General features: G+C 64.4%; 28 protein-coding genes. 13 read left to right on the forward strand and 15 right to left on the reverse strand.

Features of this window, described 5'->3' with window-relative positions; all coding sequences use genetic code 11:
* Position 1: 1 nt before the first annotated feature.
* Both KTJ87_RS01510 and KTJ87_RS01515 read right to left on the reverse strand, forming a co-directional pair.
* Positions 2 to 1,759, reverse strand: a complete 1,758-nt coding sequence (locus tag KTJ87_RS01510) for an FAD-dependent oxidoreductase (protein WP_267137296.1) — start codon at positions 1,757 to 1,759, stop codon at positions 2 to 4.
* Between the two features lie 84 nt (positions 1,760 to 1,843).
* The gene (locus KTJ87_RS01515; protein ID WP_267137297.1) at positions 1,844 to 2,761 is read right to left on the reverse strand and encodes an AMP-binding protein; all 918 of its coding nucleotides are present in this window, start codon (positions 2,759 to 2,761) and stop codon (positions 1,844 to 1,846) included.
* Between the two features lie 110 nt (positions 2,762 to 2,871).
* Here KTJ87_RS01515 and KTJ87_RS01520 point away from each other — a divergent pair, with 110 nt between their 5' ends.
* The gene (locus KTJ87_RS01520) at positions 2,872 to 3,612 is read left to right on the forward strand and encodes an SDR family NAD(P)-dependent oxidoreductase (protein ID WP_267137298.1); all 741 of its coding nucleotides are present in this window, start codon (positions 2,872 to 2,874) and stop codon (positions 3,610 to 3,612) included.
* Here the strand turns inward: KTJ87_RS01520 and KTJ87_RS01525 are convergent.
* Genes KTJ87_RS01525 through KTJ87_RS01535 form a run of 3 tightly spaced genes read right to left on the reverse strand, consistent with a single transcriptional unit; the run spans position 3,609 to position 6,532 of the window.
* A complete protein-coding gene (locus KTJ87_RS01525) occupies positions 3,609 to 4,481 on the reverse strand; it encodes an SDR family oxidoreductase (protein WP_267137299.1) in 873 nt (290 codons plus the stop codon). The genes KTJ87_RS01520 and KTJ87_RS01525 overlap by 4 nt on opposite strands.
* On the reverse strand, positions 4,478 to 5,269 hold the full coding sequence (locus tag KTJ87_RS01530) for an enoyl-CoA hydratase/isomerase family protein (protein ID WP_267137300.1): 792 nt from the start codon (positions 5,267 to 5,269) through the stop codon (positions 4,478 to 4,480). The genes KTJ87_RS01525 and KTJ87_RS01530 overlap by 4 nt, the downstream gene beginning before the upstream one ends.
* 6 nt (positions 5,270 to 5,275) lie before the next feature.
* Entirely contained in the window at positions 5,276 to 6,532 is a 1,257-nt protein-coding gene (locus KTJ87_RS01535; RefSeq protein ID WP_267137301.1) for an aromatic ring-hydroxylating oxygenase subunit alpha, read from the reverse strand.
* A gap of 115 nt (positions 6,533 to 6,647) precedes the next feature.
* On the opposite strand from KTJ87_RS01535, the gene KTJ87_RS01540 reads away from it, so the two are divergent.
* Both KTJ87_RS01540 and KTJ87_RS01545 read left to right on the forward strand, forming a co-directional pair.
* Positions 6,648 to 7,172: a VOC family protein gene (locus KTJ87_RS01540; protein ID WP_267137302.1), complete on the forward strand. Its 525-nt coding sequence runs from the start codon at positions 6,648 to 6,650 to the stop codon at positions 7,170 to 7,172.
* Positions 7,173 to 7,235: 63 nt separating this feature from the next.
* Positions 7,236 to 7,553, forward strand: a complete 318-nt coding sequence (locus KTJ87_RS01545) for a 2Fe-2S iron-sulfur cluster-binding protein (RefSeq protein WP_267137303.1) — start codon at positions 7,236 to 7,238, stop codon at positions 7,551 to 7,553.
* 88 nt (positions 7,554 to 7,641) lie between these two features.
* On the opposite strand, the gene KTJ87_RS01550 is transcribed toward KTJ87_RS01545, so the two are convergent.
* A complete protein-coding gene (locus KTJ87_RS01550; protein ID WP_267137304.1) occupies positions 7,642 to 9,291 on the reverse strand; it encodes a class I adenylate-forming enzyme family protein in 1,650 nt (549 codons plus the stop codon).
* 303 nt (positions 9,292 to 9,594) lie between these two features.
* Between KTJ87_RS01550 and KTJ87_RS01555 the strand changes: the two genes are divergently transcribed.
* The 6 genes from KTJ87_RS01555 to KTJ87_RS01580 all read left to right on the forward strand — a co-directional run bounded on the left by KTJ87_RS01555 (position 9,595) and on the right by KTJ87_RS01580 (position 14,858).
* On the forward strand, positions 9,595 to 10,740 hold the full coding sequence (locus tag KTJ87_RS01555; protein ID WP_267137305.1) for an ABC transporter substrate-binding protein: 1,146 nt from the start codon (positions 9,595 to 9,597) through the stop codon (positions 10,738 to 10,740).
* An 83-nt stretch (positions 10,741 to 10,823) separates the two neighbouring features.
* Positions 10,824 to 11,714 (forward strand): branched-chain amino acid ABC transporter permease, encoded by an 891-nt coding sequence (locus KTJ87_RS01560; RefSeq protein ID WP_267137306.1) that lies wholly within the window; start codon positions 10,824 to 10,826, stop codon positions 11,712 to 11,714.
* Positions 11,711 to 12,613 (forward strand): branched-chain amino acid ABC transporter permease, encoded by a 903-nt coding sequence (locus tag KTJ87_RS01565; RefSeq protein WP_267137307.1) that lies wholly within the window; start codon positions 11,711 to 11,713, stop codon positions 12,611 to 12,613. Before KTJ87_RS01560 ends, KTJ87_RS01565 begins: the two co-directional genes overlap by 4 nt.
* Positions 12,594 to 13,358: an ABC transporter ATP-binding protein gene (locus KTJ87_RS01570; RefSeq protein ID WP_267137308.1), complete on the forward strand. Its 765-nt coding sequence runs from the start codon at positions 12,594 to 12,596 to the stop codon at positions 13,356 to 13,358. The genes KTJ87_RS01565 and KTJ87_RS01570 overlap by 20 nt, the downstream gene beginning before the upstream one ends.
* 1 nt (position 13,359) lies before the next feature.
* Positions 13,360 to 14,067 carry an ABC transporter ATP-binding protein gene (locus tag KTJ87_RS01575; RefSeq protein WP_267137309.1) on the forward strand — a complete coding sequence of 236 codons (708 nt, stop codon included), beginning with the start codon at positions 13,360 to 13,362 and terminating at the stop codon, positions 14,065 to 14,067.
* 29 nt (positions 14,068 to 14,096) lie between these two features.
* Positions 14,097 to 14,858: a sugar phosphate isomerase/epimerase family protein gene (locus tag KTJ87_RS01580; RefSeq protein WP_267137310.1), complete on the forward strand. Its 762-nt coding sequence runs from the start codon at positions 14,097 to 14,099 to the stop codon at positions 14,856 to 14,858.
* Here the strand turns inward: KTJ87_RS01580 and KTJ87_RS01585 are convergent.
* The 5 genes from KTJ87_RS01585 to KTJ87_RS01605 are packed head-to-tail and all read right to left on the reverse strand — an operon-like array spanning position 14,855 to position 18,597.
* Positions 14,855 to 16,339 carry a class I adenylate-forming enzyme family protein gene (locus KTJ87_RS01585; RefSeq protein ID WP_267137311.1) on the reverse strand — a complete coding sequence of 495 codons (1,485 nt, stop codon included), beginning with the start codon at positions 16,337 to 16,339 and terminating at the stop codon, positions 14,855 to 14,857. The two genes, KTJ87_RS01580 and KTJ87_RS01585, sit on opposite strands and share 4 nt — an antisense overlap.
* The gene (locus KTJ87_RS01590; RefSeq protein WP_267137312.1) at positions 16,336 to 16,692 is read right to left on the reverse strand and encodes a MaoC/PaaZ C-terminal domain-containing protein; all 357 of its coding nucleotides are present in this window, start codon (positions 16,690 to 16,692) and stop codon (positions 16,336 to 16,338) included. The genes KTJ87_RS01585 and KTJ87_RS01590 overlap by 4 nt, the downstream gene beginning before the upstream one ends.
* Positions 16,689 to 17,120: a hypothetical protein gene (locus KTJ87_RS01595; RefSeq protein ID WP_267137313.1), complete on the reverse strand. Its 432-nt coding sequence runs from the start codon at positions 17,118 to 17,120 to the stop codon at positions 16,689 to 16,691. Before KTJ87_RS01595 ends, KTJ87_RS01590 begins: the two co-directional genes overlap by 4 nt.
* A complete protein-coding gene (locus tag KTJ87_RS01600; protein ID WP_267137314.1) occupies positions 17,117 to 17,785 on the reverse strand; it encodes an EthD domain-containing protein in 669 nt (222 codons plus the stop codon). Before KTJ87_RS01600 ends, KTJ87_RS01595 begins: the two co-directional genes overlap by 4 nt.
* On the reverse strand, positions 17,782 to 18,597 hold the full coding sequence (locus tag KTJ87_RS01605) for a sugar phosphate isomerase/epimerase family protein (RefSeq protein WP_267137315.1): 816 nt from the start codon (positions 18,595 to 18,597) through the stop codon (positions 17,782 to 17,784). The genes KTJ87_RS01600 and KTJ87_RS01605 overlap by 4 nt, the downstream gene beginning before the upstream one ends.
* Positions 18,598 to 18,721: 124 nt before the next feature.
* Here KTJ87_RS01605 and KTJ87_RS01610 point away from each other — a divergent pair, with 124 nt between their 5' ends.
* Entirely contained in the window at positions 18,722 to 19,114 is a 393-nt protein-coding gene (locus tag KTJ87_RS01610; RefSeq protein ID WP_267137316.1) for a YybH family protein, read from the forward strand.
* Positions 19,115 to 19,144: 30 nt separating this feature from the next.
* Here KTJ87_RS01610 and KTJ87_RS01615 read toward each other — a convergent pair whose 3' ends face one another.
* The 4 genes from KTJ87_RS01615 to KTJ87_RS01630 all read right to left on the reverse strand — a co-directional run bounded on the left by KTJ87_RS01615 (position 19,145) and on the right by KTJ87_RS01630 (position 23,222).
* A complete protein-coding gene (locus tag KTJ87_RS01615) occupies positions 19,145 to 20,056 on the reverse strand; it encodes an SDR family oxidoreductase (protein WP_267137317.1) in 912 nt (303 codons plus the stop codon).
* 46 nt (positions 20,057 to 20,102) lie between these two features.
* Positions 20,103 to 21,407 (reverse strand): TRAP transporter large permease, encoded by a 1,305-nt coding sequence (locus tag KTJ87_RS01620; RefSeq protein ID WP_267137318.1) that lies wholly within the window; start codon positions 21,405 to 21,407, stop codon positions 20,103 to 20,105.
* Positions 21,404 to 21,955 (reverse strand): TRAP transporter small permease, encoded by a 552-nt coding sequence (locus KTJ87_RS01625; protein WP_267137319.1) that lies wholly within the window; start codon positions 21,953 to 21,955, stop codon positions 21,404 to 21,406. Before KTJ87_RS01625 ends, KTJ87_RS01620 begins: the two co-directional genes overlap by 4 nt.
* Before the next feature lie 94 nt (positions 21,956 to 22,049).
* The gene (locus tag KTJ87_RS01630; RefSeq protein WP_267137320.1) at positions 22,050 to 23,222 is read right to left on the reverse strand and encodes a C4-dicarboxylate TRAP transporter substrate-binding protein; all 1,173 of its coding nucleotides are present in this window, start codon (positions 23,220 to 23,222) and stop codon (positions 22,050 to 22,052) included.
* An 847-nt stretch (positions 23,223 to 24,069) separates the two neighbouring features.
* Between KTJ87_RS01630 and KTJ87_RS01635 the strand changes: the two genes are divergently transcribed.
* The 3 genes from KTJ87_RS01635 to KTJ87_RS01645 all read left to right on the forward strand — a co-directional run bounded on the left by KTJ87_RS01635 (position 24,070) and on the right by KTJ87_RS01645 (position 26,569).
* Positions 24,070 to 24,684, forward strand: a complete 615-nt coding sequence (locus KTJ87_RS01635) for a pyridoxamine 5'-phosphate oxidase family protein (protein ID WP_267137321.1) — start codon at positions 24,070 to 24,072, stop codon at positions 24,682 to 24,684.
* 131 nt (positions 24,685 to 24,815) lie between these two features.
* Positions 24,816 to 25,400 (forward strand): ANTAR domain-containing response regulator, encoded by a 585-nt coding sequence (locus KTJ87_RS01640; protein WP_267137322.1) that lies wholly within the window; start codon positions 24,816 to 24,818, stop codon positions 25,398 to 25,400.
* Positions 25,397 to 26,569 (forward strand): ABC transporter substrate-binding protein, encoded by a 1,173-nt coding sequence (locus tag KTJ87_RS01645; protein WP_267137323.1) that lies wholly within the window; start codon positions 25,397 to 25,399, stop codon positions 26,567 to 26,569. The genes KTJ87_RS01640 and KTJ87_RS01645 overlap by 4 nt, the downstream gene beginning before the upstream one ends.
* Positions 26,570 to 26,688 lie beyond the last annotated feature (119 nt).

The raw sequence follows: 26,688 nt of genomic DNA on the forward strand, positions 1-26,688 counted from the left end.
CCTACTGCGCCGCGACGTCGCTTGCCTCAGGCGGCACACCGGGAAGCACGCGCCCCGCGCTTTCCGCGATGTGTTTAGCGGCGAGCCAGCCGAACACCATGCCCGGCCCGATTGTGCCGCCAGCGCCGGGATAGCCACCGCCGAAGACGTTGGCCTGATCGTTGCCCACCGCATAAAGCCCCGCGATGGGCTGGTCGTCGTGGCCGAGCACGCGCGCATGCACGTCTACCGCCAGACCTTTGTAGGACGTGATCTCGCCCGGATAGATGCGCACCGCGTAGAACGGTTCGGTCTCCAGCGCGCCAAGCGCGGGGTTCGGCCGGTTCTCGTCGTCGCCGTGGTGCTTGTCGTAATCCGATGCGCCGCGCCCGAAGTCTTCGTCGACGCCGGTTCTGGCGAAACCGTTGAACCGGGTCACGGTCGCCTCAAGCTCTACAGCGTCAATGCCGCAGACCCGCGCGAGGTCGTTCAGCGTCTTGCCCTGCTTCAAGTATCCGCTGCGCACGTAGTGCCCGTGCAGGATCGGGAAGGGGCGGACAAAGCCGATGCCCCAACGCCGGATGGCGCGGCGGTCTCCGATCAGCCAGCAGGTGTCGGTGCCTCGCTCCTCGAAGGCGTCGATCATGTGCAGCCCGAGGTCGCGGTAATTCTCGGATTCGTTCACGAACCGGCGGCCATCCGGTGTCACCATCAGGAACCCCGGTTTATTACGGTCGACAAGATGCGGCCAGACGCCGGTGTCGTCGGTCGCGCCGGGCAATTTCGACGTCGGCATCCAGGCGGCGGCAGAGGAGAGGTGGCCATTGAACCGCGCGCCGACAGCCTCGGCCATGCGCGCGCTGTCGCCGGTGTTGCCCATCGGGACGGGCAGCACAGGCTCCATCGTCGCGGTGACGCCGGGGTGATGATCTCGCCGCCGGTCGCGGTCGCGGGGATAGCCGCCGCCGGCGAGGATCACGCCGTGGCGCGCGCGCACCTCGACCATCCCGTCGGGCGTGGCGAGCCGCGCGCCCACGACCCGGCCGTCTTCCGCGATCAGCTCGCGCGCCGGGCTTTCCAGCCAGAAGGGCACGCCATCGTCCGACAGCGTTCGCGCCAGCCGCGCGATGAGGGCCCGCCCGCGCACGATGCTTTGCGACGATCCGTGCCGGGCAAGGTCACGGAAATGCCGGACCATGCGTTTCATCACAAAGCCCATCGCCTTGGCTGACCGCCCCGCCTTCATGAAGGTCTTCATCTCGAGCGAGGACCCAAGCGCGAGGCCAAGGAAAAGCGTCTGCGGCAGCTCGCCCTTCAGCGAATTCATCAACGGCCCCATCTTGCAGGCGTCGTATTCCAGCGTGCCAAGCGAGCGGATGCTGGATGCGCCGTCTTCTTCGGGGTGGTAGTCGGGAAACTCCATCGCGTGGAAACGGACCTCGGTCTGCGCCTCTATGAAATCGACCATCTCGGGGCCGTATTTCAGATAGGCATCGAGACGCGGTTCATCGGCATATTGCCCCGCTTCGATCATGAGGTATCTGCGCGCGTCCGCGAGGGTGTCGTCGATCCCGATCTCCTGTCCCAGCTTCTGCGCGTGCCTGTTTCCGGGGATCCAGATGACGCCACCGGACGTGGCGGTGGTGCCGCCGAAGACAGCCTCCTTCTCGGCCACAAGCACATCGAGGCCTGCCTTGCGGGCCGTGGCGGCCGCGGTCAGCCCCGCACCGCCGGAGCCGATCACAAGAACGTCTACTGTAAGGTCTGATTTCCTCGCCATCACATGCCTCCCGCCTCGGATGTGTCGGTGCAGAGTATCATGGAATGGCGCAAATTGTATGCAGAAATGGAAAATATATATACGTTAGATCGGGTTTCGCAGCATGTCCTCTTCGACCCGGGGAAGGACAAGGCGCCCTTCGCTGTCGAGGTGACCAAGGACGCCGGATCGCAGGTAGCGGCCCGGCTCGAACGGGGTGGAGCCGTCTGTGAACCCCACCGTCATGCCCGGTCCCCGCAGCCAGACTTCCCCTGTCTGGTACAGCAGCAGGTCCATCCCGGTGCGCGGATCGACGATCATTACTTCCACGCCCCGCAGCGGACGCCCCTGAGTGGTGGGCACGGTGGCGGAGGGATCGCGGGGATCGGAACAGACAGGCAGGCCGCCTGCTTCCGGCAGGGGAAGGCCATTGACCACAGTCAATCCGGGGCGTTCCGATTGCAGGTCCGCAAGCGCGCGGCGGGGGGCGTTGAGGTAGGCTAGCCGGAGGGATGCGCCGACTGGCACCTGACCTCCGTTCAGCATCCAGGCGACGGTCGCATCCTCGGGTTCCTGAAGGATCTGGGCTCCGGCGGCGAATGCCGCAGCCAGTATCTGCCAGGTCGCCGGTTGGTCGAGCGATCCGTCCGTCCAGACGCGATCCGTCGGCGACAGCCCGAAGCGTTCGGCCAGAGCGGTCCCCATTCGCATCATGTTCGATTGAGGGAAGCGGGCGAGCCTCTGGGTTCCATCGGCGCGGCGGACTGGCAGGACAAGGTCGCCGGGGCGTGCGAAGCGTGCCGGACCGTCCGGCCCGATCAGCGCCGCGCCACCGCCGAGCACCTGAAGCGCCGCGATGATCGTGCCGATTCGGTCCCCGTTTGGCAGGGCAGTGACCGGTGCGCGCGTGGCGGGCGCACGGCCTACCCGTTCCGCAAGCTCTTTGTAGGTGATGTCGCCCAAGGCGAAGGATGTGGCGGCTGCGTCGGCCCAGCAGGCAATGACAGCCTTAAATCCGTCCATCTCCGAAGGCGACACTATCGGCAAATCATTCAGGCGGACCATTTCACGCTTTCCCGACAGGCCAATTCTGTGTTCATAATCGTCAATACAATATACAAGAGGGCGTCGCAATGGCACTGGCATTCATCACGGGCGGAAGCAAAGGGCTGGGCGCCGAGACGGCGCGCCATGCCGTGGCGAAAGGCTGGGATGTCGCGATCCTCGATCTCTCGCGTGAGGCTGCCCAGCCGCTTCTGGACGAGTTGCCCGGTGTGCGGTTCTTCGAAGGGGACGTCACCCGAGAAGAGACGGTCGTTGCGGCGCTCGATGCCCTTGGCGAGACACCGGACCTGTTGGTGAACAACGCGGGCATCCTGAAATTCGCGCTGTTGCAGGACACCTCGTTCGAGGATTTCGCGCGGATCGTGAACGTCAACCTCACGGCTGCGGTGAACGTCGCCCGGCTGGTCGCGGCGCGGATGATTTCGCGCGGGTCCGGCTGTATCATCAACATCACGTCTTCGGCGGGCATCGCGACGTCGCCGGGCGTCAATGCCTACGCCGGGGCCAAGCGCGGGCTGGCCGCGATGACCGAGATGATGGCGCAGGAATGGGGGCCGCTCGGGCTTCGGATCAACTCGGTTGCGCCGGGGATGAACAGGGGCGGGATGTCGGCGCAAGTCTATGTCGATCCGGCCATCGAGAAACGGCGCACCGCCGGGGTGCCGTCGCGCCGTCTGGGCACGGAAGCCGATATTGCCAACGCGGTCCTGTGGCTCGCCTCGGACGAGGCGGCCTATATCAACGGGCACGAATTGGTGGTGGATGGCGGCCTGACCAAGGCCACCATGTCGATGATCCCGCGCGACTAGTACTTCTGGAACGCCTCGGGCACGCCTGCGGGCCAGACCGTGCCCCACATCCGCATCCCGCCGTCGATGGTCAAGACCTCGCCGGTGATGAAATCGCCCGACGGGGCCGACAGGTAGACGACACCTTCGGCCACGTCCCAGCTGTCGCCCATGCGGAACATCGGGTTCACGTTGTTGAAGCGCTTGGTTGCCTCAGGCGGATAGTTCGACAGCCCCTCGGTCGCGATGGCGCCGGGGGCGACACAGTTCACGCGGATGCCGAGCGGGCCCCATTCCGTCGCCACCGTGCGGCTGAGATAGATCACGCCCGCGCGCGCGGCGCAGGTGTGGGCGGCCTGCGGCATCCCGCGCTCCACATGGGCGACGTTGGACACCACGTGGCCCGGTGCGCCCCGGTCACGCCAGCGTTGCGCCGCGCCCTGCATCATCCACCAAGTGCCGTTCAGGTTCAGGTCGATGACCGATTTCCAGCCCTTGTGCGTGAAGTCGATGGCGTCCTGCGGATACTGCCCGCCCGCATTGTTCACCAGCGTGTCGAGCCCGCCGAATTCCTCGAACGTGTCGTTCAGCAGCGCGTCGACCTGATCCTCGTCGCGGATCGACATGGGGCGATAATGGATGTCGGCGCCGATAAGCTCTTTCGCCTGTTTCTGCGTCTCTTGCAGCAGTTCCTCGCGCCGCCCGCAGATCATCACCTTGGCCCCCAGCCGGGCGCAGAGAAAGGCCATCGCCTTGCCCATGCCCATCGACCCGCCGGTGATGAGAAACCGCTGACCGGCAAGCAGGTCGGGTGCGAAGATCGTCTTGTGCGTCGCCAGTTCCTCGGGCGTCAGGCCCCAGTTCGGCTTTTGCGCGGTTTCGTCGTTCATCCTATCCTCCCGAAATCGGCGTCACGCTTTTCGGCGTAGGCCGCGATCCCCTCGCGGCTTTCGTCCGACCGCATAAGCCGGTCTGCATTGGCGTGCCCGCGCGCAATCGCGGCGGGAAGCGGTTCATTCTGCGCGTCGTTGAACAGCGCCTTGGCAAAGCGGATCGCGTGCCACGAATTGGTCAGCATGGCGCCCGCAAAGGCCAGCGCCTCACTCATCAGCCGGTCCTGCGGTACGGTGCGGTTGACCACGCCAAGCGCCTCCAGCCGTTCGGCGGGGAGGAGCGTGCCGCAGGCGATGATCTCCATCCCGATCTGGCGGGGCAGTTGTTGCGCAAGGCGCTGCACGCCGCCGGTGAAGGCGACCATGCCGCGCTTGACCTCGGGCAGGCCGAACAGCGCGCCCTGAACGGCGATCAGGCAATCGCAGGCCAGCGCGATCTCGAAGCCGCCCGCGACCGCAGCCCCGTTGATCGCCCCGATCACGGGTTTCTCGATCACCCGTTCGGTCACGCCGCAAAACCCTGCGCCGGGGACAAGGCCGTGGCCCGCACCCCTTGCAGCGGCTTCCTTGAGGTCCATGCCCGCGCAGAACGCCCTGTCGCCCGCGCCCGTCAGGATGATCGCGCCGATGTCCGGGTCGGCCTCGGCCTCTCGCACGTGACGATCCACGAGGTAGGAGCCTTCGGCATCCATCGCGTTCGACACATGGGGGCGGTTCAGCGTGATGACGCAAACCGACCCGTGCCGCACGGCAAGAACCGGCGGCTCATGGGCTGCGACGGCCATGCTGCGTCAGCTCTCGACCGGTTCGGCGGTCTTGCGCGCCTCGGCCGGATCGAACGCCGTGACCCAGTCGCCAAGCCTGTCGGGAACGCGCAGGTCGTCGGGCACGTCACCCGCACCGATCCGCTTGTCGAGTTCGGCGTGCCAGTGGTAGATGCGCCGCTCCTGGTAGTTCAGGGGAAAGCCGCGCAGGCCCGCGCTTTCCACCGAGGTCTGGATCTTGTCCGCGAATTGAAGATCCTCATCGAGAATATCGAGGAAGTTCTTGAGCCGCATGTCCCACCGCTCAGGGCGCTCGCCGTCACCCCATGAGGGGGCGAACCAGTGCACTTCGATGGTCATCGTGTCGATGGTGTCCGGCCAGAAGCACAGCACCGGGATACCGGCGGGCGCGATTGGCGAGACGAAGTTCGGGTAGGCGAACAGCGAATAGTTCGTGGTCTCGAAATACGGGTCCACGCCTTCGACTTCCGGCAGGCCCTTGACGCCGGGGTCCTTCCAGCCTTCGCGCTTGTAGGGCGTGACCATGCGGCTGTGGCCCTTGTCCCAAAGCGTGATGGCGGTGCCGCGATGATCAAGGAAGCGGTCGACGGTGTTCTGGTGGATAGACTTGAGGTGATACGTCTCCATGAAGGCATCCAGCAGGATCTTCACGTTGCAGTTCACCTTGATCGACGTCTTGTCGACGAAGATCAGCGTGTCCGGCTTGACCTCATCAAGGTCGCGCGCCGCCGGGCCCAGAAAGTCGCGCAGCGGTTCGGCCTCGGGGTCGAGGTTCACGAAATAGAGGTTGCCGATGTTCTCGCACCGGACCTGGATCAGGCCACGGCAGGACATGTCGAGATCGACGAAATCGCGGCGGTCGCGCAGATTGATCAGCTCGCCGCGCGTGTTGTAGGTCCAACCGTGGTATTTGCAGGTGACGCCACGCGACTTGCCGGACTCCTCGGTCACAACGGGCGCGCCGCGATGGCGGCAGGTGTTGTAGAAGCAGCGAACCTCTTGGTCCTCGCCCCGGATGAAGAACAGCGGCTCGCCCAGCCGGGTCCACTGGATGTACGATCCGACCTCGGGCACCTCGTCGGCATGGATCGCGTAGACCCACGTCTTGTGCCACATCCGTTCGATTTCGAGGCGGTTGAACTCGGGATCGACGTAGCGACCACCGGGAATGTCGGGAAGCTTGGGGAATCCTTCGGGCGGACCGCCGCGCTGGGATTCGTAGGCTTGCTGGTCCTTGATGGACTGGACTTCGCTCGGATTCATGTGTGTTCCTCCTCGCCTCGCGGCTGTGGTGGGGCGCAAGATCTGAATTTGTTGTATTTTACCAGCCATCCTCGTATATGCAAACGCTAAGTTCTGTATTTTTAAGGGTGCCGACATGGGCAGACACTTTGGCCGGATCATGCAGTTGGGCTACGTTGTCGACGAGCTTGATGCCGCCGTGGATCACTGGGTCCAGATCATGGGCGTGGGGCCGTTTTTCGTCACGGGAACCGTTCCCTATGCCTCGGTGACGTTCCGGGGAAGGCCCTGCGATGCCGAGACCCGCGTGGCGATTTCAAGCCATGACGGGATGCAGATCGAAATCATACAGCAGACCGGAGGCGGCGCGTCGATCTTTACCGAGTTCCTGTCCGCGACGGGCGGAGGACTGCACCATGTCTGCGCGCTGTCAGAAGACCTTGAGGCCGATCTGGCAAGGTGGGCCGAACGCGGCGTTGGCGTGTTGCAGGGGGGCGTGACGAAAGCGAAGATCCCCTTTGCCTACCTCGATACCGACCCCGACAACGCCGGGCGGGTTCTGGAACTCGTGCAGCCAAGCCCGGGCCTGTTGAAATTCTTCGACAAGATCGACCAGACCTGTGCGGCATGGGACGGACAGACACCGCGGATCGACTTGTAGTCTGTATGCGTTGACCGCCTGTTCTGGATACAATAACTTCAAGTCCGAAACAGGGAGGATATCATGCCCAAGATCAATGCTGTCGACCGCGACGGGTCGGAAAAGGTCATCGACGCGCAGAACGGCCTCTCGCTGATGCTCAACCTGCGCGACAAGGGCGGGCTCGACATCGCGTCGATCTGCGGCGGGATGTGTTCCTGCGCGACGTGCCATGTCTATGTGGACAAGGACTGGCTGGACAAGACCGGCGAGCAGTCGCGCGATGAATACGAGCTTGTCGAATTCTCGGAACACTACCGGGAGACGTCGCGCCTGTCCTGTCAGATCGAGATGTCCGACGAGCTGGACGGCATAAAGGTGACCCTCGCCCCCGAGGAGTGACGGACCGGCGCGCAACTGGGCGCGGCACATGAAAAAGGGCCCCGCGGAACCACGGGGCCCTTTCGCATTTCCGGGATGCCCGGGCCGTTCAGTCCAGCATTTCCTTGAGCTTGAATTTCTGGATCTTCGACGACGACATCGGCCATTCGGTCACAAAGCGCACCTCGCGCGGGACCTTGAAGCTGGCGATCTTGCCCTTGCAGAAGGCGATGATCTCGTCGGGATCTACCGTGCTGCCCGGAACAAGCTCGACGAAGGCGACGGGCACTTCCTGCAGGCGTGGATCGGGCTTGCCGACCACCTGGCACAGTTTGACGGCCTCGTGGCCCGTAACCAGCGCCTCGATCTCCTGCGCGGCGATGTTCTCGCCGCCGACCTTCAGCATGTCCTTGAGGCGGCCGTGGAACATCAAAGACCCCGCCGCATCGAAGGCGCCAAGGTCGCCGGTGTGAAACCAGCCATCACGCTTGGCCTCGGCGGTCTTCTCGGGGTCCTTGTAATACTCGGTGAAGATCGAGAAGCCTCGCACGCAAATCTCGCCGATCTCGTCCGTGCCGCAGGGGCCGGTTTCGGGGTGGACGATGCGGACCTCAAGCCCGTCGAAGGGCTTGCCAAGCCGGCGGGTGCGTTCCTCGTAGCTGTCGGTCGGAAAGCTGGTGGTCACGGTGCCCGAGGTCTCGGTCATGCCGAATGTGCCGACCTGGATCGCGTTTGGAATCTTTTCCTGGATCGCCCGGGCGAAACTCGCGGGCTGCATCGCCATGTTGGAATTCATGATGCGGATCGAGGACAGGTCGCGCTTCTCGAAATCGGGGTGGTAGATCATGTCGCCGATGAACGTGCCGAAGCTGGGATAAGTCACGGTCGCCTTTTCGGCCTCGATCATTTCCAGCGCCACGCCTGCTTCGAAGTAGTGCATCGAAAGGTAGGTGGAGCCGACCGAATAGGCCGCGCAGAGGGGAAACATCGCGCCGATGTGATACATTGGCAGAGGCGACCAGAACACGTCGGCTTCGGTCATCTCGTAGCGTTTCGCCATCGCCTGGCCGGTGCGGATCAGGCTCTCATGAGAGATCATGCAGCCCTTCGGGCGAGACGTCGTCCCCGAAGTGTAGAGCATCAGCGCGGTGTCCGCGACGCGAACACGGTTGCGCAAGACATGGATCTCGTCATCCGTGACGCTGTTGACGGCCTCACGGAAGGCCGCATCGCTTGTAAAGCCGGGTGCGCTGTCGTTGCCGGTCAGGATCGCCCGTTTCAACAGCGGCGCCTCTGCGAGGTCGAGCGCCGCGTCGGCGGGCTGGTCGGCCAGCGATGGAAACGCCTCGTTCAGGCGCTCGATGAAGTTCAGTCCTTCGGCAACCTCTCCTTGCGTGACGATGGCCGCGAGATCCGCGTTCTCGATCACGAACCCCAGCTCGGCGCTCCGATAGCGCGCGTTGATCGGGACCGAGACCGCGCCAAGAAACGCAATCGCGAAAAAGGTCTCGACCGCTTCAAGGCAGGAAGGGAGAAGCATACCGACATGGTCGCCCGGCCCGACACCGAACGCGCGCAGGCCGCGGGCACGGTCAAGCGCGCGGCGCTCGAGTTCGGCGAAGGACAACCTGTGGTCGGGAAAGACGATCGCGTCCTTGTCGGGATGAATCGACGCCGTCCGGAGCAGCAGGTCACCGATCGTCGTGATGGCGGTGAACGCCTTGAAATCGAGCATGCCTGTTCCTTCCGTCGCCGTCATTTTGGTCTCCCTGAGGATATTGAGTATGAAAAACTGTTGATCCGTATACAAGGGAAAACTGCGGGAAACCCCTTTGAAACAGCGACGTGGGGGTGTCCTATCGCCCGGAAAGGCGGCGCGTTCCAGAGGTTTTATGCCCGTCGAGATGCGGTCGATGAGAGAATCTGATTGATTGAGATGTATATTTATGAGCAAATCCACCATACAAGGGACGACATGCCGGAATGCCCTTGGGGGGAAGGCCGCTAACCCGATCCGGGCTGCTATCGGACGACAAACGCGGCCAAGCAAAGGGAGGAAACTATGAAAATTCGTACGCTTATGCTTGCGGCAACCTGCGGGGCGGCTGTGACGGCCGCTGCGCCCGGTGCACATGCCGAGGACTACAAGGTCGTGATTCTACAGTCGCTCACCGGCGGCGCCGCCTTCATCGGCAAGAACGTCGCGGAAGGCGCAGCGATGGCTGCCGAAGAGATGAACGAGAACGGCTATTTCGGTGAAGGCAACCGGATGGATTTCGAGGTCGCCGACGATGCGACCGACAGAACCCAGACCCTGTCGCTCATCACCCGGCTTGCCGCCGATCCTGAACTGCTGCTCGTGATGGGGCCGACGTCCGGTTCCGTGGCGATGGCGGGCGCAAGCGTCGCGAACGAGCGCGAGCTTCCGATTATCACCACCACGAACACCTTCGAGGTGATCGAGGCCGGTCCGTGGTCCAACATCCTGACCCAGCCCGGAACCGTGACCATTCCCTATATCGCCGATTTCGCGGCGCAGGACCTCGGCGTGAAGAACTGCGCGATCATCGGCGTCAAGGACAATGAATCCTACGTCGCGCTTCAGCGTAAGTTCGAGGAGCTTGTGCAGGAGCAGGGGGTGAACCTCGCCTCCGTCGATGGCGTCGCCCTCGCGGACAGCGACTTTTCCGCCCTTGCAACCAAGATCGCGACATCGGAGCAAGACTGCGTCTTCGTCGGCACGCCTGCGTCGCAGGGGGCCAACATCATCCTGCAGCTCAAGCAGGCCGGGCTTGATCCGTCGACCGCGATCCTCGGCCACAATGCCTTTGCCTCGCCGACCTTCATCGAGAAGGGCGGAGCGGCCGTCGAGGATGTCTATCTGATCGGTGCCTGGGTGCCGGGCGGTGACGGCGAATTCGGCGAGGCCTTTGCCGCGAACTTCGAGGCGAAGACCGGCATTGCGCCGGACGAATGGCACGCCAATGGCTATTCCGGCATGCAGGTTGTGGCGTCAGCCGTGCGGGATGCCGCCGCGAGCGAAGGCGGCGCGACGCGGGCTTCGGTCCTCGCGGCCCTGACGGCGCAAAAGGACGTGCCGGTGGTGATCGGTGGAGGCACCTACAGCTTCGATGAAGAGCGCGTTCCGCACTTCGGAATGCGGGTGATGCAGGTCAAGGACGGCGAGTTCACCCTCGTCGACAACTAGCATCCCTGGCGGCGGGGCGCAGGCCCTGCCGCCACCCCTCACTCGACGACCGGGGTCCCTTTTTCCCACAACTGGTGGATGGCATGCTTACACAGCAAATCCTGAACGGGCTGGTCTCCGGATCGGTCTACGCGCTCTTTTCCCTGGGGTTCACCCTGATTTTCGGGGTTCAGAAGCTTCTCAATTTCGCGCATGGCGCCACGTTCATGGCGGGTGCGTTCATCGCGTATTACTGCACGATCAATGGCTTGCCCTTCGTCATGGCCATCGGCTTTTCGATGCTGGCCACTGGCCTGATCGCGATCCTGATCGACTTGATCGCCTTCCGGGCCCTGCGCAAGCGCGGCAATGCCGAGTTTCCGGCGCTGGTGTCTTCCATCGGCGTGGACCTCATCCTTGTGTCCATCGCGCAGCAGGTGTCGAACACGCAGGTCCTGAACTTTCCGTTCGGGACGTTTCCGATCCAGTTCTACGACGTGTTCGGCCTGCGCATCTCGCTCTTGCAGATCGTGATCCTTGGCGTGGTTGCCGTCCTGGTGACGGCACTGATCTTCTACCTGAAGAAGACGACTTTCGGGCGGCAGGTCCGCGCGGTCGCGACGAACGAACGCGCGGCGGCGTTGTTGGGCGTGAATGCGCAAAGCGTCTACCTGCAGACCTTCTTCATCGCCGGGGCGCTGGCCGGTCTGGCGGGCGTCCTTATCGGTCTTCTGTTCAATTCGATCCAGTTCCTGATGGGCGAACCCTATATGTTGCGGGCGTTCGTTGTCGTGGTGATCGGCGGGCTGGGCAGCGTTCAGGGGGCGATCATCGCGTCTCTGATGCTGGGCGTGGCGCAGTCGCTGACCGTCGCATACCTGCCTTCGGGACTGACCGACGCCATCATCTTCGGATTGCTGTTCCTCGTCCTTCTGGTGCGGCCGAACGGGCTCTTCGGTGACATCAATGCCGTCGCAGGGGGAACCCGCCAATGATCCAGTTCTATCTCGCCTACCAGCCGATCATCGACTTCTTCCTTTTGGCCGTCGGGTTCGGCTACAGCCAGCAGATCGCGTTCCGGGCCGGTGTGTTCTCGATCGCGACGGCGGGTTTCGCGGCGATCGGGTCCTATTGCGTGGCGATCCTTGCCACCCGGACCGAGGTGCCGATCTTCATGACGGTGATCCTCGCAACGCTTCTTGCCGCTGCTGTCGGCGGTCTTCTGGCGCTGCCCCTGGCCCGGCTGAGAGGCGCGTTCCAAGCCATCGCAACGTTGGCATTCGTGCAGATCATCCTGTCGCTTCTGCTTTACGGCGAAGGATTTACCGGCGGTGCGCTTGGCATCGTGGGCATCCCGCGCGAAGTGAACACCTGGATCCTGCTGCTGGTCGTGGCCGTCACGATGTATGTGCTCTGGAACATCGGGCGTTCCGGAATGGGCAGGGTGTTCAACGCGCTCCGGCAGGAGGAAAGCGTTGCCTCGTCGCTTGGCGTGAACATCGGCAAGTACCACATCATCGCGTTCATCCTGTCGGGTGCGATCGGCGGTTTGTTCGGCGGGCTTCAGAGCCTCTACACCTTCCAGATCGAGCCGCATAACTATGGCTTTGCCTTCATCGTGAATATCCTGACGGTCGTGATCCTGGGCGGGCGCACCACGCTCCTTGGGCCGATCATGGGGGCGCTCATCATGGCGCTACTGCCCGAGATCGCGCGGCCGTTGGCCGAGAACCGGCAGGCCGTGAACGGGGTCATCCTGATCCTCGTCATCACCTTCTTGCCGAACGGCGTGGGCGACGAGATCGTGTTCTGGTTCCGCCGCCGCAAACAGGCCCGTCAGCAGCGCAAGCGCGCCAGTGAAAAGGAGGCCCGCGATGCCGTCACTTCATCTTGAGAACGTATCCAAGCACTTCGGCGGCCTGAAGGCGGTCGACGAGGTGACGATGGAAGTGCGCCCGGGTGAGATCACCGGGCTGATCGGCCCCAACGGCGCGGGCAAATCCACGGTCGTCAACATGATCTCGGGCGTGCTGGCCCTGACCGAAGGCGACATCACTGTCGACGGGGTCAGCCTTGCCACGGACCGCGCCGACGTGGTCGCACGCAAGGGCGTGGCACGCACGTTCCAGAACATCCGTCTGCTGCCCGAGGCGACCGTGCTGGAGAACGTGCTGATCGGGTTCCACCGGCGCGAGGAGGCGTCGATCCTGAGCCAGATCCTGGGCCTGCCCGCCGCACACCGCGAGACGCGGCGGTTCGAGGAAAAGACCTGGGATCTTCTGCGGCGCTTCCGAATGGAGGAATACGCGGACTACGAGGCGGGCAACCTTGCTTATGGCCACCAGCGCCGCGTCGAGATGATGCGCGCTATCGCGGCCGATCCCGACATCGTCCTTCTGGACGAGCCAGTGGCTGGCATGAACGACGTCGAGAGCGAAGAGCTTGCCACGATCTTCAAGGAACTCGCCGCCAGCGGCATGGCTCTCTTGCTGATCGAGCATAACGTCGGTTTTGTCACGCGCCTGTGCAAACAGGTCTACGTACTCGACAGCGGGCGCATGATCGCCGCGGGTAGTCCGGAAACCGTGATACGCGACCCGCAGGTGATCGCGGCCTACATCGGAACATCGGGGCATTGAGATGAGCAAACTTTCGATCAACGATCTGCATGTGTCCTACGGCGGCGTGCACGCGCTGCGGGGTGTGTCGCTTCGTGTCGAGGAGGGCGAGATGGTCGCCCTGATCGGGTCCAACGGCGCCGGCAAATCGACGCTGCTCAATACCCTGTCCAACGTGGTGAAACGCAAGTCAGGGGACGTCTCGTTCGAGGGCCGCGACACGCGGGGCATGTCGCCATACGCGGTCTCGCGCGCGGGCCTGCTGCATGTGCCCGAAGGTCGGCAGGTGTTGTCCGACATGAGCGTCTACGAGAACCTTCAGGTCGGCATGATCGCGCGGGGAAAACGCCCGACGATCTATTCGCTGGACTATGTTTACGAGTTGTTCCCGGTGCTCGAGGAACGGCGCGAGCAGATCGCGGGAACGTTGTCGGGCGGTCAGCAGCAGATGCTTGCCATCGGGCGCGCGCTGATGGGTGGGCCGCACCTGTTGTTGCTGGACGAGCCGTCCCTGGGCCTGTCGCCGATCATCACCGACCAGGTGTTCGATGCCTTAAAGAAACTGAACGCCGAGGGCCTGACTGTGCTTCTGGTCGAACAGAACGCGCACCGGGCGTTCGAGGCGACCAGCCGGGCCTATGTGCTGGATCGCGGCAAGATCGCCTTCGAGGGACCAAGTGCCGAGTTGGCGGGCAATAAAGCGGTCATCGACAGCTATCTCGGCGCCTGATGCATCGGCTTGCGCTGCATCAACTGAGCTTGCGCGACGTTGCACCGGTTGACCTTCCGGGCGTCGCGCGGGCCGTTGGTATCGACACGGTGTCGGTCTTCGTGACCCCGCCGTCGCCGGACCTCGACATCTTTCCGAAGGTGCAGCACAGCGACCTGGCGTCGTTCCGTTCCGCGTGCGCCGAAAACGGAGTCGGTGTACACAACATCGAGGTCTTCTCGATCGGGCCCGATACGGATGTCGCCGCGTTCGCTCGCGCGCTCGACCTCGGGGCAGAGATCGGCGCGACACGACTGACCGCGCTGGTGCAGGACAGGGACGAACGAAGAGCGGCAGACGGCCTCGCCGCCCTGGCCGATGCGGCGGCGGCGCGCGGGATCGCGGTCAGCATCGAGTTCATGAAATTCTCGGAATGCCGGTCCATCGGTGCGGGCGAGGCGCTGTTGCGCGAGATCGGGCATGACACCCTCAGCCTTCTGGTCGATCCGCTGCACCTGTTTCGCACCGGCGGCACGATTGCCGATCTTGCGGCCTGCGATCCTGCGCTGATCGGTGCGGCGCAGCTGTGCGACGGACCTCTCGACGCTCCCAAAAGCGCTTTTGCCGAAGCGGTCCACGATCGCGGCATTCCGGGCGAGGGTGCGTTTCCGCTTGCCGCCTTCATCGACGCGCTGCCCGCCGACATCCCCATCGACATGGAAGTGCCGATGAAGCGTCTGGCGACCGCAGGTGTCGGCACGGTGGAGCGTGCCCAACGGCTTGTCGATGCCACCCGGGCGCTGATCCGCTAGACCAGCTTTTCCACCTCTTCGCGCAGGATCTTGCCGCTGACAGACCGCGGCAGGTCGTCCATCCCCACGAACAGCACGCCCTTGGGCCGCTTGTATCCGGCAAGCTCGGCCCGGCAGAGCGTCATCACGTCATCCTCGGTCATGGCAGAGGCACGCACCACGACCGCCACCGGCACCTCGCCCCATTTCGGGTCTGGCCTGCGCACCACGATGGCGTCGGCGACGCGCGGGTCCGACAGAAGCACGCGCTCGATCTCGGCGGGATAGATGTTCTCGCCCCCGGACTTGATGAGGTATTTCGACCGGCCGACAAAGATGTAGCCCTCGGCCTCGCGCCGGAACATGTCGCCCATGTGGAACCAGCCTTCGGCGAAATCCTTGGCGTTGACCTCGGGGTTGTTCCAGTAGCCCGAGAACACGGTCGGCCCGCGCACCCATGCCTCGCCCGGTTCGCCGTCCGCAGCATCACGGCCCGCCGCGTCGCACAGGCGCAATTCGGTAAGCATCGTCAGGCGTTTGGGAAACACCGTGGGGCGCGTTCCTTGCGGGATCAGGTTCCCAGATAGCGGACCCATCCCCGTCTCGGTCGCCCCGAAGGAATCCAGATAGGGCGCGCCGACAAGCGAGGTGATTTCCGCGATCACGTCCGACGGGACGAGATCGGCCATGCAGCCGACCGCTCGCACGCCCCGGATCGCGGGCTTGCGTTCCTTGAGCCGTTCGATCAGCGGCTCGATGGTGGCGGGAACCAGCATCAGCCATCCCACAGGAAACCGTTCCAGCGCGTCGATGATCCGATCTGCGTCGAAGCCATCCACAATATATCCGGGCGCGCCGGACAGCAGCGCCGAGACAAGATGCTCGGTGCCGCCGATATGATACATCGGCGCCCACGAGATATAGCCATCGCCGGGCAGGATGCCGAGGTCGAGCCGCATCGCGCTTGTCCGAGCCAGTTGCGCGCGGTGACTGATGACGGCGGCCTTGGGGCGGCCCGTGGTCCCGGAGGTATAGATGATGAACAGACCGTCCTCAGGCTGGGCAACGCAGGTGGTCTCGCCGGGCGCGGAGAGGTCGTCAAACCCCGCGACCGGCACGTCGCCTGCGATCTCCTGCGCGGTCTGCATGTGGCGGGGCGAGGCGACGATCAGCGTAGGATCGACGAGGGCGGTGCAGTAGGCAAGTTCCGAAGGCGCAAGCCGCGTGTTCTGGCAGGCCGTCATAAGCCCGAGCTTTGCCCCTGCCAGTTCGACAAGCGTGTATTCGATCCGGTTCTCCGAGATCACGGCGACCCGGTCACCGCGCGTCAGGCCGCGCGCCGCAAGCGCTGCGGCGCAGCGATCGACCCCGGCAAGGAGGTCCCGAAAGGTCAGGTCGGTGGTGCCATCCGTCAGGGCAAGCGCGTCCGGCGCCGTCCGCGCGCGCATGGCAATCAGGGGATAGACTGTCGTACTGGCGGCCTGCGCGATCATGTCGGTCATTCTATTGCTCCGAACTGGATGCTGGCAGTCACGACCGGCCGGTCGTCTCCGTCGCGGTAGAGCGCCAGCGCCTTCCCCTCGTTTCGGGCGATGACATGATCGCCTTCGACCACGTTACCCTCGAACCGCGCGTCGATCCGGGTGACCCCGGCTTCGGGATCGGCGGCCATCGCGGCGCTCAGCAGAAAGGCAAGGTTCGCGGGGCCGGGGTTCACGCGGTTGGGGCCGAAGCCAGCAGCCTCGGCGGCGGCGCGCGACAAATGGATCTGGTTGTCGTCGGACAACAGGTCGCACCAGGTGGCCATGTCTTCGCCCGAGACGGGGCCGAAGGGGGTGTCGGGAAATTCGGTCATGGCGCCTCCGTTGCCGGAAAGATGATGTGAAGACGGATATCGGTGAAGGGCGCGCTGTCGGACAGCGCAATGGCAAGGTGCAGATGGTCGGCCCAGCCAAAGCGGCGGCTCGGCTTGCGTTCGATCCCCTCGACACGCGCCGCGACCGCATAGCTTCGAGCGACCTCCAGCGGGCGGGTGATGTCGATGCGGCATCCGGCCAGCACCGGCCCCTTGTCGAAGGCAAGGCCAAGGCCCTCGCTCAGGTCCTTGATCGGCAACGGCAACCCGCCAAGCGCGCCGACGAAGGCGAAGATGGGATGTGCACGCATGTCCAGCCGCACTGGCGCGCCGGACATGCGGCGGACCAGATCGTCCCGCTCTGGCGTCAGATCGAACCGGCCAAGAGGGAGGGACTCGTGGCCCATCTGCTTGCCCTCTTGCGTCATGGTGCTGTCAGGGTCAGGTCGATGGGCAGACGCTTTGCCTCGGCATGAACGACGTGCGCGATGGCGCTGACGCCAAGGTCACGCAGGGGCGCAAGGCCGTTCGACATGAGCGATCCGATGTCCCCGGTAGCGGGAAGCTCGACGAACAGGAAGCAGCCCGGCGGATCGTCAAGAACATCCGGCGAGCCCCCGATGCAGTCTTCGACGTGGCAGGGAAATTCCGTCGCGATCCATGCCGCCTGGTCCGCGATCCTGCGCCGGACCTTGTCGGCGCTGTCGCCCGTTGGCTGGCCGAACTGCACGACGATCCTGCGCTGCGATGGCAGGACCGGCGCGTCATGTGCATGTGTCCAGCAACCGTAGCGGGCGGACAGGAACCGCCCCTCATCCTTGCGCAACTCGTCCACACGCGCCCATCCGTCGATGCGGTGGAAGATGTCCTTGGGGTCGCGAAAGGCGATCTCGGCGATGCCGAGGTGCCGCACCTCCTGGCCCTGAGGCCAGAGCACGTTCTGAACATGGTTCTGGACGTACCAGACCAGGCCGGGCAGGTCGCGGGCGATCTCGGCATGGGGCCCGGACCAATGGGCGTGAAACGCCTTGTCCGTCATGTCCGCACGTTTCTCGATCAAGGTGATGCGCCTGTTTGCCTCGCGGTCCGTCATGCCCCGGCCTCGCGCGGTTCCGCGTCGAAGGCGCGCGCCATCACGGCCCGGGCGCCCGACAGGGCGCGGTCGCACATGTCAAAATCGGATGCGCCGGGATGGGCGAGGGTAGGCGCCTCGATGTCGATGACGACGGTCGGGGGCAGGGCGCGCAGGAAAGCGACAAGGTCAAACTCGCCCTCGCCGGGCAGCCGCCGGTCCGTCACAGCCTCGTCCAGCCAGTTCTCGCGTGGTAGCACGAGCGGGCCGTCGCACAGCTGGCCATGGCCGATGGAGCCGGTGTGGTCTCCGAGAAGCGAGGCCAGACCACCCTCATTTCGATAAAAGTGAAGCACGTCAGCGCTGATCGTCGCCGGGGTCGGGGCCAGCGCAAGGAAATCCCGGGTCGCGGCCAGCGTGTTCAGGGTTCCGAAGGCGTGAAACTCGACATGCACCGCAAGATCGCGTTCGCCAGCCATGGCGCAGAAGTCGTCGAAGCTGTCCCGCGCCCGGGCAAGGTCCGGATCGCCAATGGTCACCGTCACCCGCTCGCCGCCAAGCGCCGCGCCCCGGTCGAGCGCATGGGCGAAACTGTCGGGCAATCCGTCGGGACCGATGGAGAAGACGTCCAAGCTGCAGATGCGGATACCAAGAGCCTTGGCCTGTCGCCGCAGGTCCCGCGCCTGTTCCAGCGAGTCAACATGGGGGCAGGCGCTGCGCCCGGCGTGGACGAAGAACGACACCGTCTGGCAGCCAAGCCGTCCGGCGATGTCGAGGAACTCCGACGGGGTGGATCGGAGTGCGGTCAGCGGATGGAGGGAAAGTCGGTCCAAGCGGGGCGATCCTTCTTTTCGGGGTGCGGCTCATGACGCGGGATGGGGAGTCAGGTATACTTTGAAAGCCTCAGAGAAATACAGATATCCTGCACTTGGGAAACAGGGCTTGGGAGACCATGACATGCAAGACACGACCGAGAAACTCGCGATCCTTGAGGTGATTGCGGCCTATGGTGATGCGGTGAACCGGCGGGACGGCGCGGCGTGGATTGCCTGCTGGGAAGAAGATGCCGTGTGGTCAATCCGGGACCGCGAAATCGCCGGGGCGCCTGCAATCCTGTCGGCATGGGAAACCGCGATGGCGGGGTATGCCGCGGTGCATTTCTTTTCCCATCTCGGGCGGCTTGAAGTGTCGGGCAACAGCGCGACGGCGCGGGTCTACACGGTGGAATACCTGACGACCGCGGACGGGACGACACGGACCCAGTTCGGGGAATACGATGACCTGTTCCGCCGACAGGGGGAGACGTGCCGTTTTGCGCGGCGCGCGTTCCGGGTTCGCGGCGCCCGCTGAAGGCGGAAAGCTGGCTGCCGAAGGCCGCCATCACACCGTTTCGGGCAGGGTTTGACGCGCCGCCCAATCCTCGAGCGACGTGAGCCGGACCGGCAGGTCTTGCAGCACGGGCGCCATGTCCACGTAGAACGGGCGATCCACGGGGTCGTTGTACCATGTATACTTGAGCGTCATCTCGCGGGCGAGGGTGGCGCTGTCCAGCGATGCGGATGCCTTGAACACCGCTGCCATCACCTCGCCGCAGGTGGCCACGGGCATGCTCTGGAACCGAAGCGGCCGGTTCCAGACCGCGCCAAGCCTGCGCGCAAGGTCCGGCCCCCGGATCGCCTCGGGGCCCCCGACATCAAGGACGCGGCCAGCAAGATGCGGGCGCTCTGCGGCGGCGACCATGAGGCTGGCAAGGTCGGCATGGCAGATCCAGCAGACCTCGAGCGTTTCCTCGTGCGGATAGTGGATCAGGTTCTCGCGGTCGATCTCGGGCCAGGCCCAGGCCTTGAGCAGATTGTCGATGTAGACGACAGGCTGAACCACGATCACGGGCGCCCCCGAGGCCAACAGGATCTCGCGCATTTCCAGCCGCGCGTCCTGCGCGGCGATGTTCATGCGCACCTTCGGCACCGGCATGCTGGTGTTGAAGACGAGCGTCTGAAGCGTGGGCGATTCAGCCGCGGCCTTTGCGATCACCCGCGTCGCGTCGATCAGCGGCTCGGCCGCCTGAAATGACGTGGACGGAAGGTTCAGAAGAACGGCCTCGGCCCCGTCCATCGCGGCGCGCAGGCTGTCGTGATCGGCGTAGTCGGCCGCACAGGGCGTCACGCCCTCGGGCAGCGCCGCAGCCTCGGGACGACGCGCGATCGCGGTCACAGTATGCCCGGCTTTGACAAGGGCGTGGACCTGGGCCAGTCCCTGATCCCCGGTGGCGGAAAAGACGGCGACTTTCATGATCGGGGCCTTTCGGTCTTCTTGAAGTTGGGCGCGCAAGGCCGGGTCACAGCAGACCCGGCAGAAAGAGCACGATGGCGGGAACGGCGACGATCAGGGCAAGGACCAGAAGGTCGGCCACAAGGAACCAGGTCGTTCCGCGAAAGATCGTGCCGAGCGAAATGGATTTGTCGACGACGTTCTTCAGCACGAAGACGTTCAACCCGATGGGCGGCGTGATCATCCCGACCTCGAGGATCTTCGCGAGGAAGATGCCGAGCCACAGCTCGTTCACGCCAAGCGTCGCGGCCACGGGCAACACGATGGGCAGGGTGATGATCATCGCCCCGGTCGGTTCGAGGAACATGCCGAGCACGAGGTAAATGCCGACGATCCCGATGAGGAACAGGATGGTCGAGGAACTCATGGCTGCGACCACGTCGGCGATGTAGGCATCGACGCCGCTGAGGGCCACGAAGCGGGCCAGCAGGTTCGCGCCGATCACGATGAACAGAAGCGCCGACGTGGTCGCAAAGGCCTCGCCGACCGAAATGCGGAACTTGTGAAAGGTCAGCTTGCGCTGGGCCGCCGCGATCAGGGTGCACAGCGTCGCCCCGACCGCGCCCGCCTCGGTGGGGGTGAACAGCCCCGCGAACAGGCCACCGAACACCATCAGCGCCAGCAGCAATGCGGGAAGGACCTTGCGCAGCATGGTCAGACGTTCGCGCATCGTATGTGTCTCGTCCGACCTCGGGGCGATGGCCGGGTTGACCAGAACCCAGATCATGACGACCAGGATGTAGGCGACAGCCGACACAAGCCCGACACCGGCACCGCCGAGGAACAGCTTGTTGATCGGAACCTCGGCGATGACGCCATAGAGGATCAGCAGGATGCTGGGCGGTATGAGCGCACCGATGGTGCCCGCCGCCGCGACCGTGCCTGTGGACAGCCTTGGGTCGTAGCCGTGGCGCTGCATTTCCGGAACCGCGATCTTGCCCATCGCGGCGGCGGTGGCGACGGAAGACCCGGTGACGGCGGCAAAGCCCGACGCCCCGAAGATGCTGGCAATCGCGAGTCCGCCGGGCAATCGGGCCAACCACACCCGCGCCGCGTCGAAAAGCCCCGCCGTGATCCCCGTGTGATAGGCAAGGTAGCCCATCAGCAGGAACATCGGGATCGAACTCAGCTCCCAACTTGCGGCGAAATCGTAGGGGATGACCTTGAGGGCCCCCAGCGCGGGACGCCAGCCGAACATCGCATAGATCCCGACGAAGGGGACCGAGAACAGCGCGATGGCGATGGGCACGCGCAGGCCGATCAGAATGATCAGGACCGTGAGGCCCAGAAGCCCGATCTCGACGTTGGTCATTCCTTGGCTCCGATGTCTTCCTGGAAGACGCCATGGTGGGGATTGGCGGCCGTCAGGGTCTTGGCGCCGAGCAGGTAGGCGAGGAACTTCAGCGCGAAGAGCAGGCACATCAGGCCGTATCCGGCAGGGGCCGAGAACCGCACCGGCCAGTTCACGATCTTCACCCCCCGCTCGATGCTGAAGGACCCGATATGAAACTTGTCGACCGCCTCGATCCACGTCGCATGCGTCAGCATCCCGCAGACGATGCAGCAGAACAGGAACGTCCAGCCAAACAGGTGCTTCTGGCCCCGCGGCGCAAAGAACTGGGTCACGACTTCGACCGCGATGTGGTTCTCGTTCCGCTCGACGAAGGCCAGCGGCAAAAAGGTGATGAGGGGCATGTAGTAGCTGGATACCAGCGTCAGCGTCCCGGGCACGGGGGTGTTGAACAGCAGGTCCAGCAGCACGTCGAGGCTGACCTGGACCATCATCATGACGACGGCGAGCGCGGCGATGATCGCCAGCACGAAAGTCGCCTTGTCGATGAACGACATCAGGAATCGCATGTGCCGGACCTTTGGTTGACGGCCCTCGTGGAACCGGGTTCGAGCAGGGTGCAGGAGAGGGGGCGGGGCGCGCGCGGCGCCCCGCCCCTGTGGATCAGTTCAGCCCGTATTCGGACGTGTCGATCTTCGAATAGATTTCCTGCACGTAGAGGTCCGAGAAGGCCTGGATGTCCGTGCCCTCGACCTCGTTGGTCAGGCCCTTCCACTTCTCGACAAGCTCTCTGATCGTCTCTGCTTTCGCCTCGACGTCGTTCAGCCCGTACTGCTCGGTGAACTGCGCAACGACCGTCGCGAAATCCTGCTCGGCAAACGCGGTGATCTTCGCCTGGTCTGCGTCGGAAACAAGGAACACGTCCTTGCCTTCGGCCTTCATCGCCTCGAGACCCGCTTCGTTGCGTTCCTTGAGGATCTGCCAGGCGGTGAGGGCGAGGCGGCCCCCGGCCTCCATGACGGCGCGGCGTTCGTCTTCCGTCAGGCCGGCCCAAGTGTCACGGTTGATGTTCGCTGTGCCAAGTCCCGAGAACATGCTGCCGGGCATCAGGTGGGTGATCGAATCCACCACTTCGATGTAGCGCAGGCCCGTCAGGTTCTCTGGCGAGTTGGTCGAGCAGTCGACGTTGCCGGTGCTGAGCGCGTCATAGATCTCGTTGCCGGAAAGCGCGACCTGCGTGCCTCCGTAGAACTCGACGAAGCGGCCCATGTCGGGCGTGCCGGTGCGGACCCGCTTGCCTGCGATATCCTCGATGGTGCGCACGGGGGTGTTGCACACCAGCCCGTAGTCCACGGCCGCGCCGCCGCTGAGGTAGACCGTGTTCAGGCTCTTGAGCTGCGTCTGGCAATCCTCGCAGTTCAGCATGATGTATTCCATCGACGCGCCGATCATCGCGGGCCCGGCATGGGTGGCCGGGGTGCCCGAGGTGGCAAGCATCGACAGGTTCGCCGGAAGGTTCAGCTCTGAAAATTCAGCCGGAAAGTAGGGAAACAGCGTGTAACCGAGATCCGCCAACCCGTCACGGATCCCGCCCGGGATCTCGTTCAGGCTGAGCAGCGACATCCCGAACACCTTCACGTCGAGATCGGTGGTTTCCGCGAGTTCTTCGGAAAAGGCGACGGCGGCATCGTAGTTGTAGCTGCTCTCCGGCAGGCCGACGGCATAGCGCAGTTCCTTTGCCGTCGCCGGTGCGGCGACGATCGAGCCCATCGCGGCGGCGGCGAGTGCAAGCCTCGACAGGCTGGAGAATGCTGGGTTTCCCACTTTGATCTTCATGTTTCCCTCCCTGGAAAATATGCGCGCGGCACAAGGCGAGCCATCTCGGCGGTCGCTTTGCCCGCGCAGTCCGAAGTCTTCGAGTTCGTTCCGACGATGGCCTGGGGCTGGTGTTCCTCCCGCTCCGACGGTCTGACCTGCGCGGGTCCGGCGGACGTGTCCCCTGTTCGTGCCGTGTCGGTCACCGGGATGTCCCCGGGCATCCAAATCGTAATGCGCTCGATCCTTGTGTAAGATTGACGGCAAGTCAATATGCAATAAGGTGGTTTAAGTATGCAAGTGAGATGCACCACCCTCTGATTGCTACGTCCCTTGCGGAGCCGCAGTCCGTGCATCACGGAAGCAAGAGAGGGCGTCGCATGCGCTATGGCGGGGGCGGCAGGCTGCCATGCGCCTCCAAGTGCCGCATACGCCAGACAGGATGCACGGATACAAGCCTGCCATGCCCAAGGCGAAGATGCGTGCGGCGCCCGACTTTTTCGCGTTGGCGGGCAGAACCTCGCAGGTATCCTGCCGCAAACGAAATGCCTCCCGAACGAGGACCCGGAAGGCATGTATTCAAGGGTGTCGCCCGATGCGACCGGCGCTGTTTCGTTCCCATCTATTCCGGGGCGATCACAAACTCGCCGTCGTGGACCATCGGCACGTTCGTTCCGTAGTTCGGAATGCGCTCGTCGTCATAGCTGAAGTTCAGATCGCCGACGACGATCTCGATGTCTCTCTGGGCGAAGACGGAATCGTTGACGCTTTCGCGTGTCGGGTTCGGCGCGGCATCCTTGATGGCATTGGCCGATGGCGGCTAACATCGAATGCGCACAGAGCCCCTAACGCATACGGAACACGCCCCATGAAATTCGTCACCTCCCGGCAAGAGTTGCGAGATGCTTTCGAGCCGGCCCATGACGTCGCCATTCGCAAGCAGCTTCGCAGCATCGACGTGCATTCCCGCCGTTTCATCGAAAGATCGCCATTTGTCCTGATCGGCTCGCAGGGCGGATCGGGCACGGGCGATGTCTCGCCCAAGGGGGACCAGCCAGGATTTGTCCGCGTGCTGGACGACCGGACCCTCGCCATCCCGGATCGCCCCGGCAACAATCGGCTCGATACCTGGGAGAACATTGTCGAGAACCCGGCGGTCGGGCTGTTGTTCATGATCCCCGGCATGAACGAGACGCTTCGGATCAACGGCGAGGCGCGGCTGACGCTGGACGGCGATCTGTGCCGCGAGATGCACGTCAACACCCGCCCCGCGCGCGCTGTCCTGGTCGTGAAGGTTCACGAGGTCTATCTGCACTGCGCCAAGGCGTTCATTCGCTCGAAGCTCTGGGCGCCCGAGACTTGGCCTGCGCGTTCCGACATGCCGACGCTTGGCGAGATGCTGAAGGACCAGGCAGAAATGCCCGTCTCTGCGGATGAGGTCGACTGCCTTCTGGACGAATCCTACAGGACGCGGCTTTGGTGAAACCCAGCGGGTCGCTACAAAACGGGCGAACCCGTCAGTCCTTGCGCAAAAAATAAGCGCGGCGAGGACGCCGCGCGATGTGGGCGATCGCCGGTCTTGCGCGCTGCGTGCAACCGCAGCATTCGGGGGCCATGACCGCCCCCCTGACCATCGTTGTCGTCGAAGAGGATCGTGACCGCGCGATCGCCATTGTCGATGCCTTGAAGGACAGCGGCGACTACGATGTCCACGTCATCGGCAATGTCACCGGGCTGTCGCGGCGGATCGCGGCGTTCATGCCCGACGTCGTGCTGATCGACATCGACAATCCGACGCGCGACATGCTTGAGGAGTTGACGCTGGCGACCGGCCCGCTGGAACGCCCGGTGGCGATGTTCGTCTCGGGTGCGGCGGGCGGCCTTGCCCGCGCCGCGATCGAGGCCGGGGTTTCGGCCTATGTCGTCGACGGCCTGCAGCCCGAACGGCTGAAGCCGGTGATGGACACCGCCATCGCCCGTTTCCAGATGATCCGGCAGATGCGCACCGAACTGATCGAGACGCGGCGCGCGCTGGAAGAGCGCAAGGTAATCGACCGGGCCAAGGGTCTGTTGATGAAGGCAAAGGGGATCGGAGAAGACGACGCCTATGCGCTGTTGCGCAAGGCGGCCATGGACCAGGGCCGCCGGGTGGCCGAGGTCGCAGAGGCGCTGGTGACGGCTGCGGGGCTCTTGCGATGAAGGCGGTTTCGCTGCCTGTGGCCTATATCCCGCTGGTCGATGCCGCCCCGCTGATCGTCGCGCAAGAGCTTGGCTTTGCAGAGGCCGAGGGGCTGTCGCTCGATCTGGTCGCGGCGCCCTCGTGGTCATCGGTGCGCGACATGCTGGCCTTTGGCCGCGTCGACGCGGCGCACCTGCCCTCGCCGGTCCCGGTGGCGATGGCGCTGGGGATAGGCGGGGTCACGACGGCGATTTCCGCGGTGTCGGTGCTGTCGGCCAATGGCAACGTGATCGGCATCAGCCGCGCGCTCGAGTCTGCGCTTGCGGCTTCGGGATATGCCTTCGATTTCGCCGATGCGGGCGCGGCAGGGGCGGCGCTTGCGCGGGTGGCGGGGCCGTCCCTCGTGATTGGCGTGCCGTTCCCGTTCTCGATGCATGTCGAATTGCTGCATGTCTGGCGGTCGGCGACCCCGCTGGCGGACATCGGATTCGAGATCAGGACGATCCCGCCGCCGCTGATGGCGCAGGCCCTTGCTGCTGGCGAGATCGACGCCTTTTGCGTGGGCGAGCCATGGGGGTCGGTGTCGGTCGAGCGTGGATCGGGTGCCTTGTTGCTTCCGGGCTGTGCGATCTGGTCATTCGCGCCAGAAAAGGTACTGGCCACGCGCACCGACTGGGCCGAGACCGAACCGCATCTGCTGGGTCGCCTCATGCGGGCGGTCTGGCGCGCGGGCCGGTGGCTGTCGCACCCCGAAAGCCGGACGGCCGCCGCCGAGCTGTTGTCGCGCCGCCGCTGGCTGGGCGTGCCGTCCGAGATCCTCGACCGGGCGCTCTCGGGCCATCTGACGATCTCGCCAAAGGGCGACGTGCGCGAGGTTCCGGGCTTTGTGGAGTTCCACCGGGGCGCTGCCACCTTTCCATGGCGCAGCCAGGCCAGGTGGATCGCGGAACAGTTGGCCGGGCGCGCGGGGCTGGACAAGGCGGATGCGATGACGCGGGCCGCCGCAGTCTTTCGCAGCGATCTTTACCGCAATGCCCTGCAGGGAACCGGCGCCGAGATGCCGGGCGCCTCGGACAAGCTGGAAGGCTCGCTGAGCCACAGGACCGCCGTTGCCTCTGCCTCGGGACGCCTGATTCTGGAGCGGGACAGGTTTTTCGACGGACGGATTTTTGATCCCTTCGCGGACTGACGCACAAATTCCCGGCACTGCGCGTCCGGGAATGCGGCATTGCAGCAATTCCCACTTGATCCCCTTCAGGCCTCTGCGCACCGTCGAAGTGCACGGAAGGCAATGGCGTCTCCGGCAAG

It is taken from the genome of Anianabacter salinae (assembly GCF_019061145.1).
Classification (GTDB): Bacteria; Pseudomonadota; Alphaproteobacteria; order Rhodobacterales; family Rhodobacteraceae; genus Anianibacter; species Anianibacter salinarum.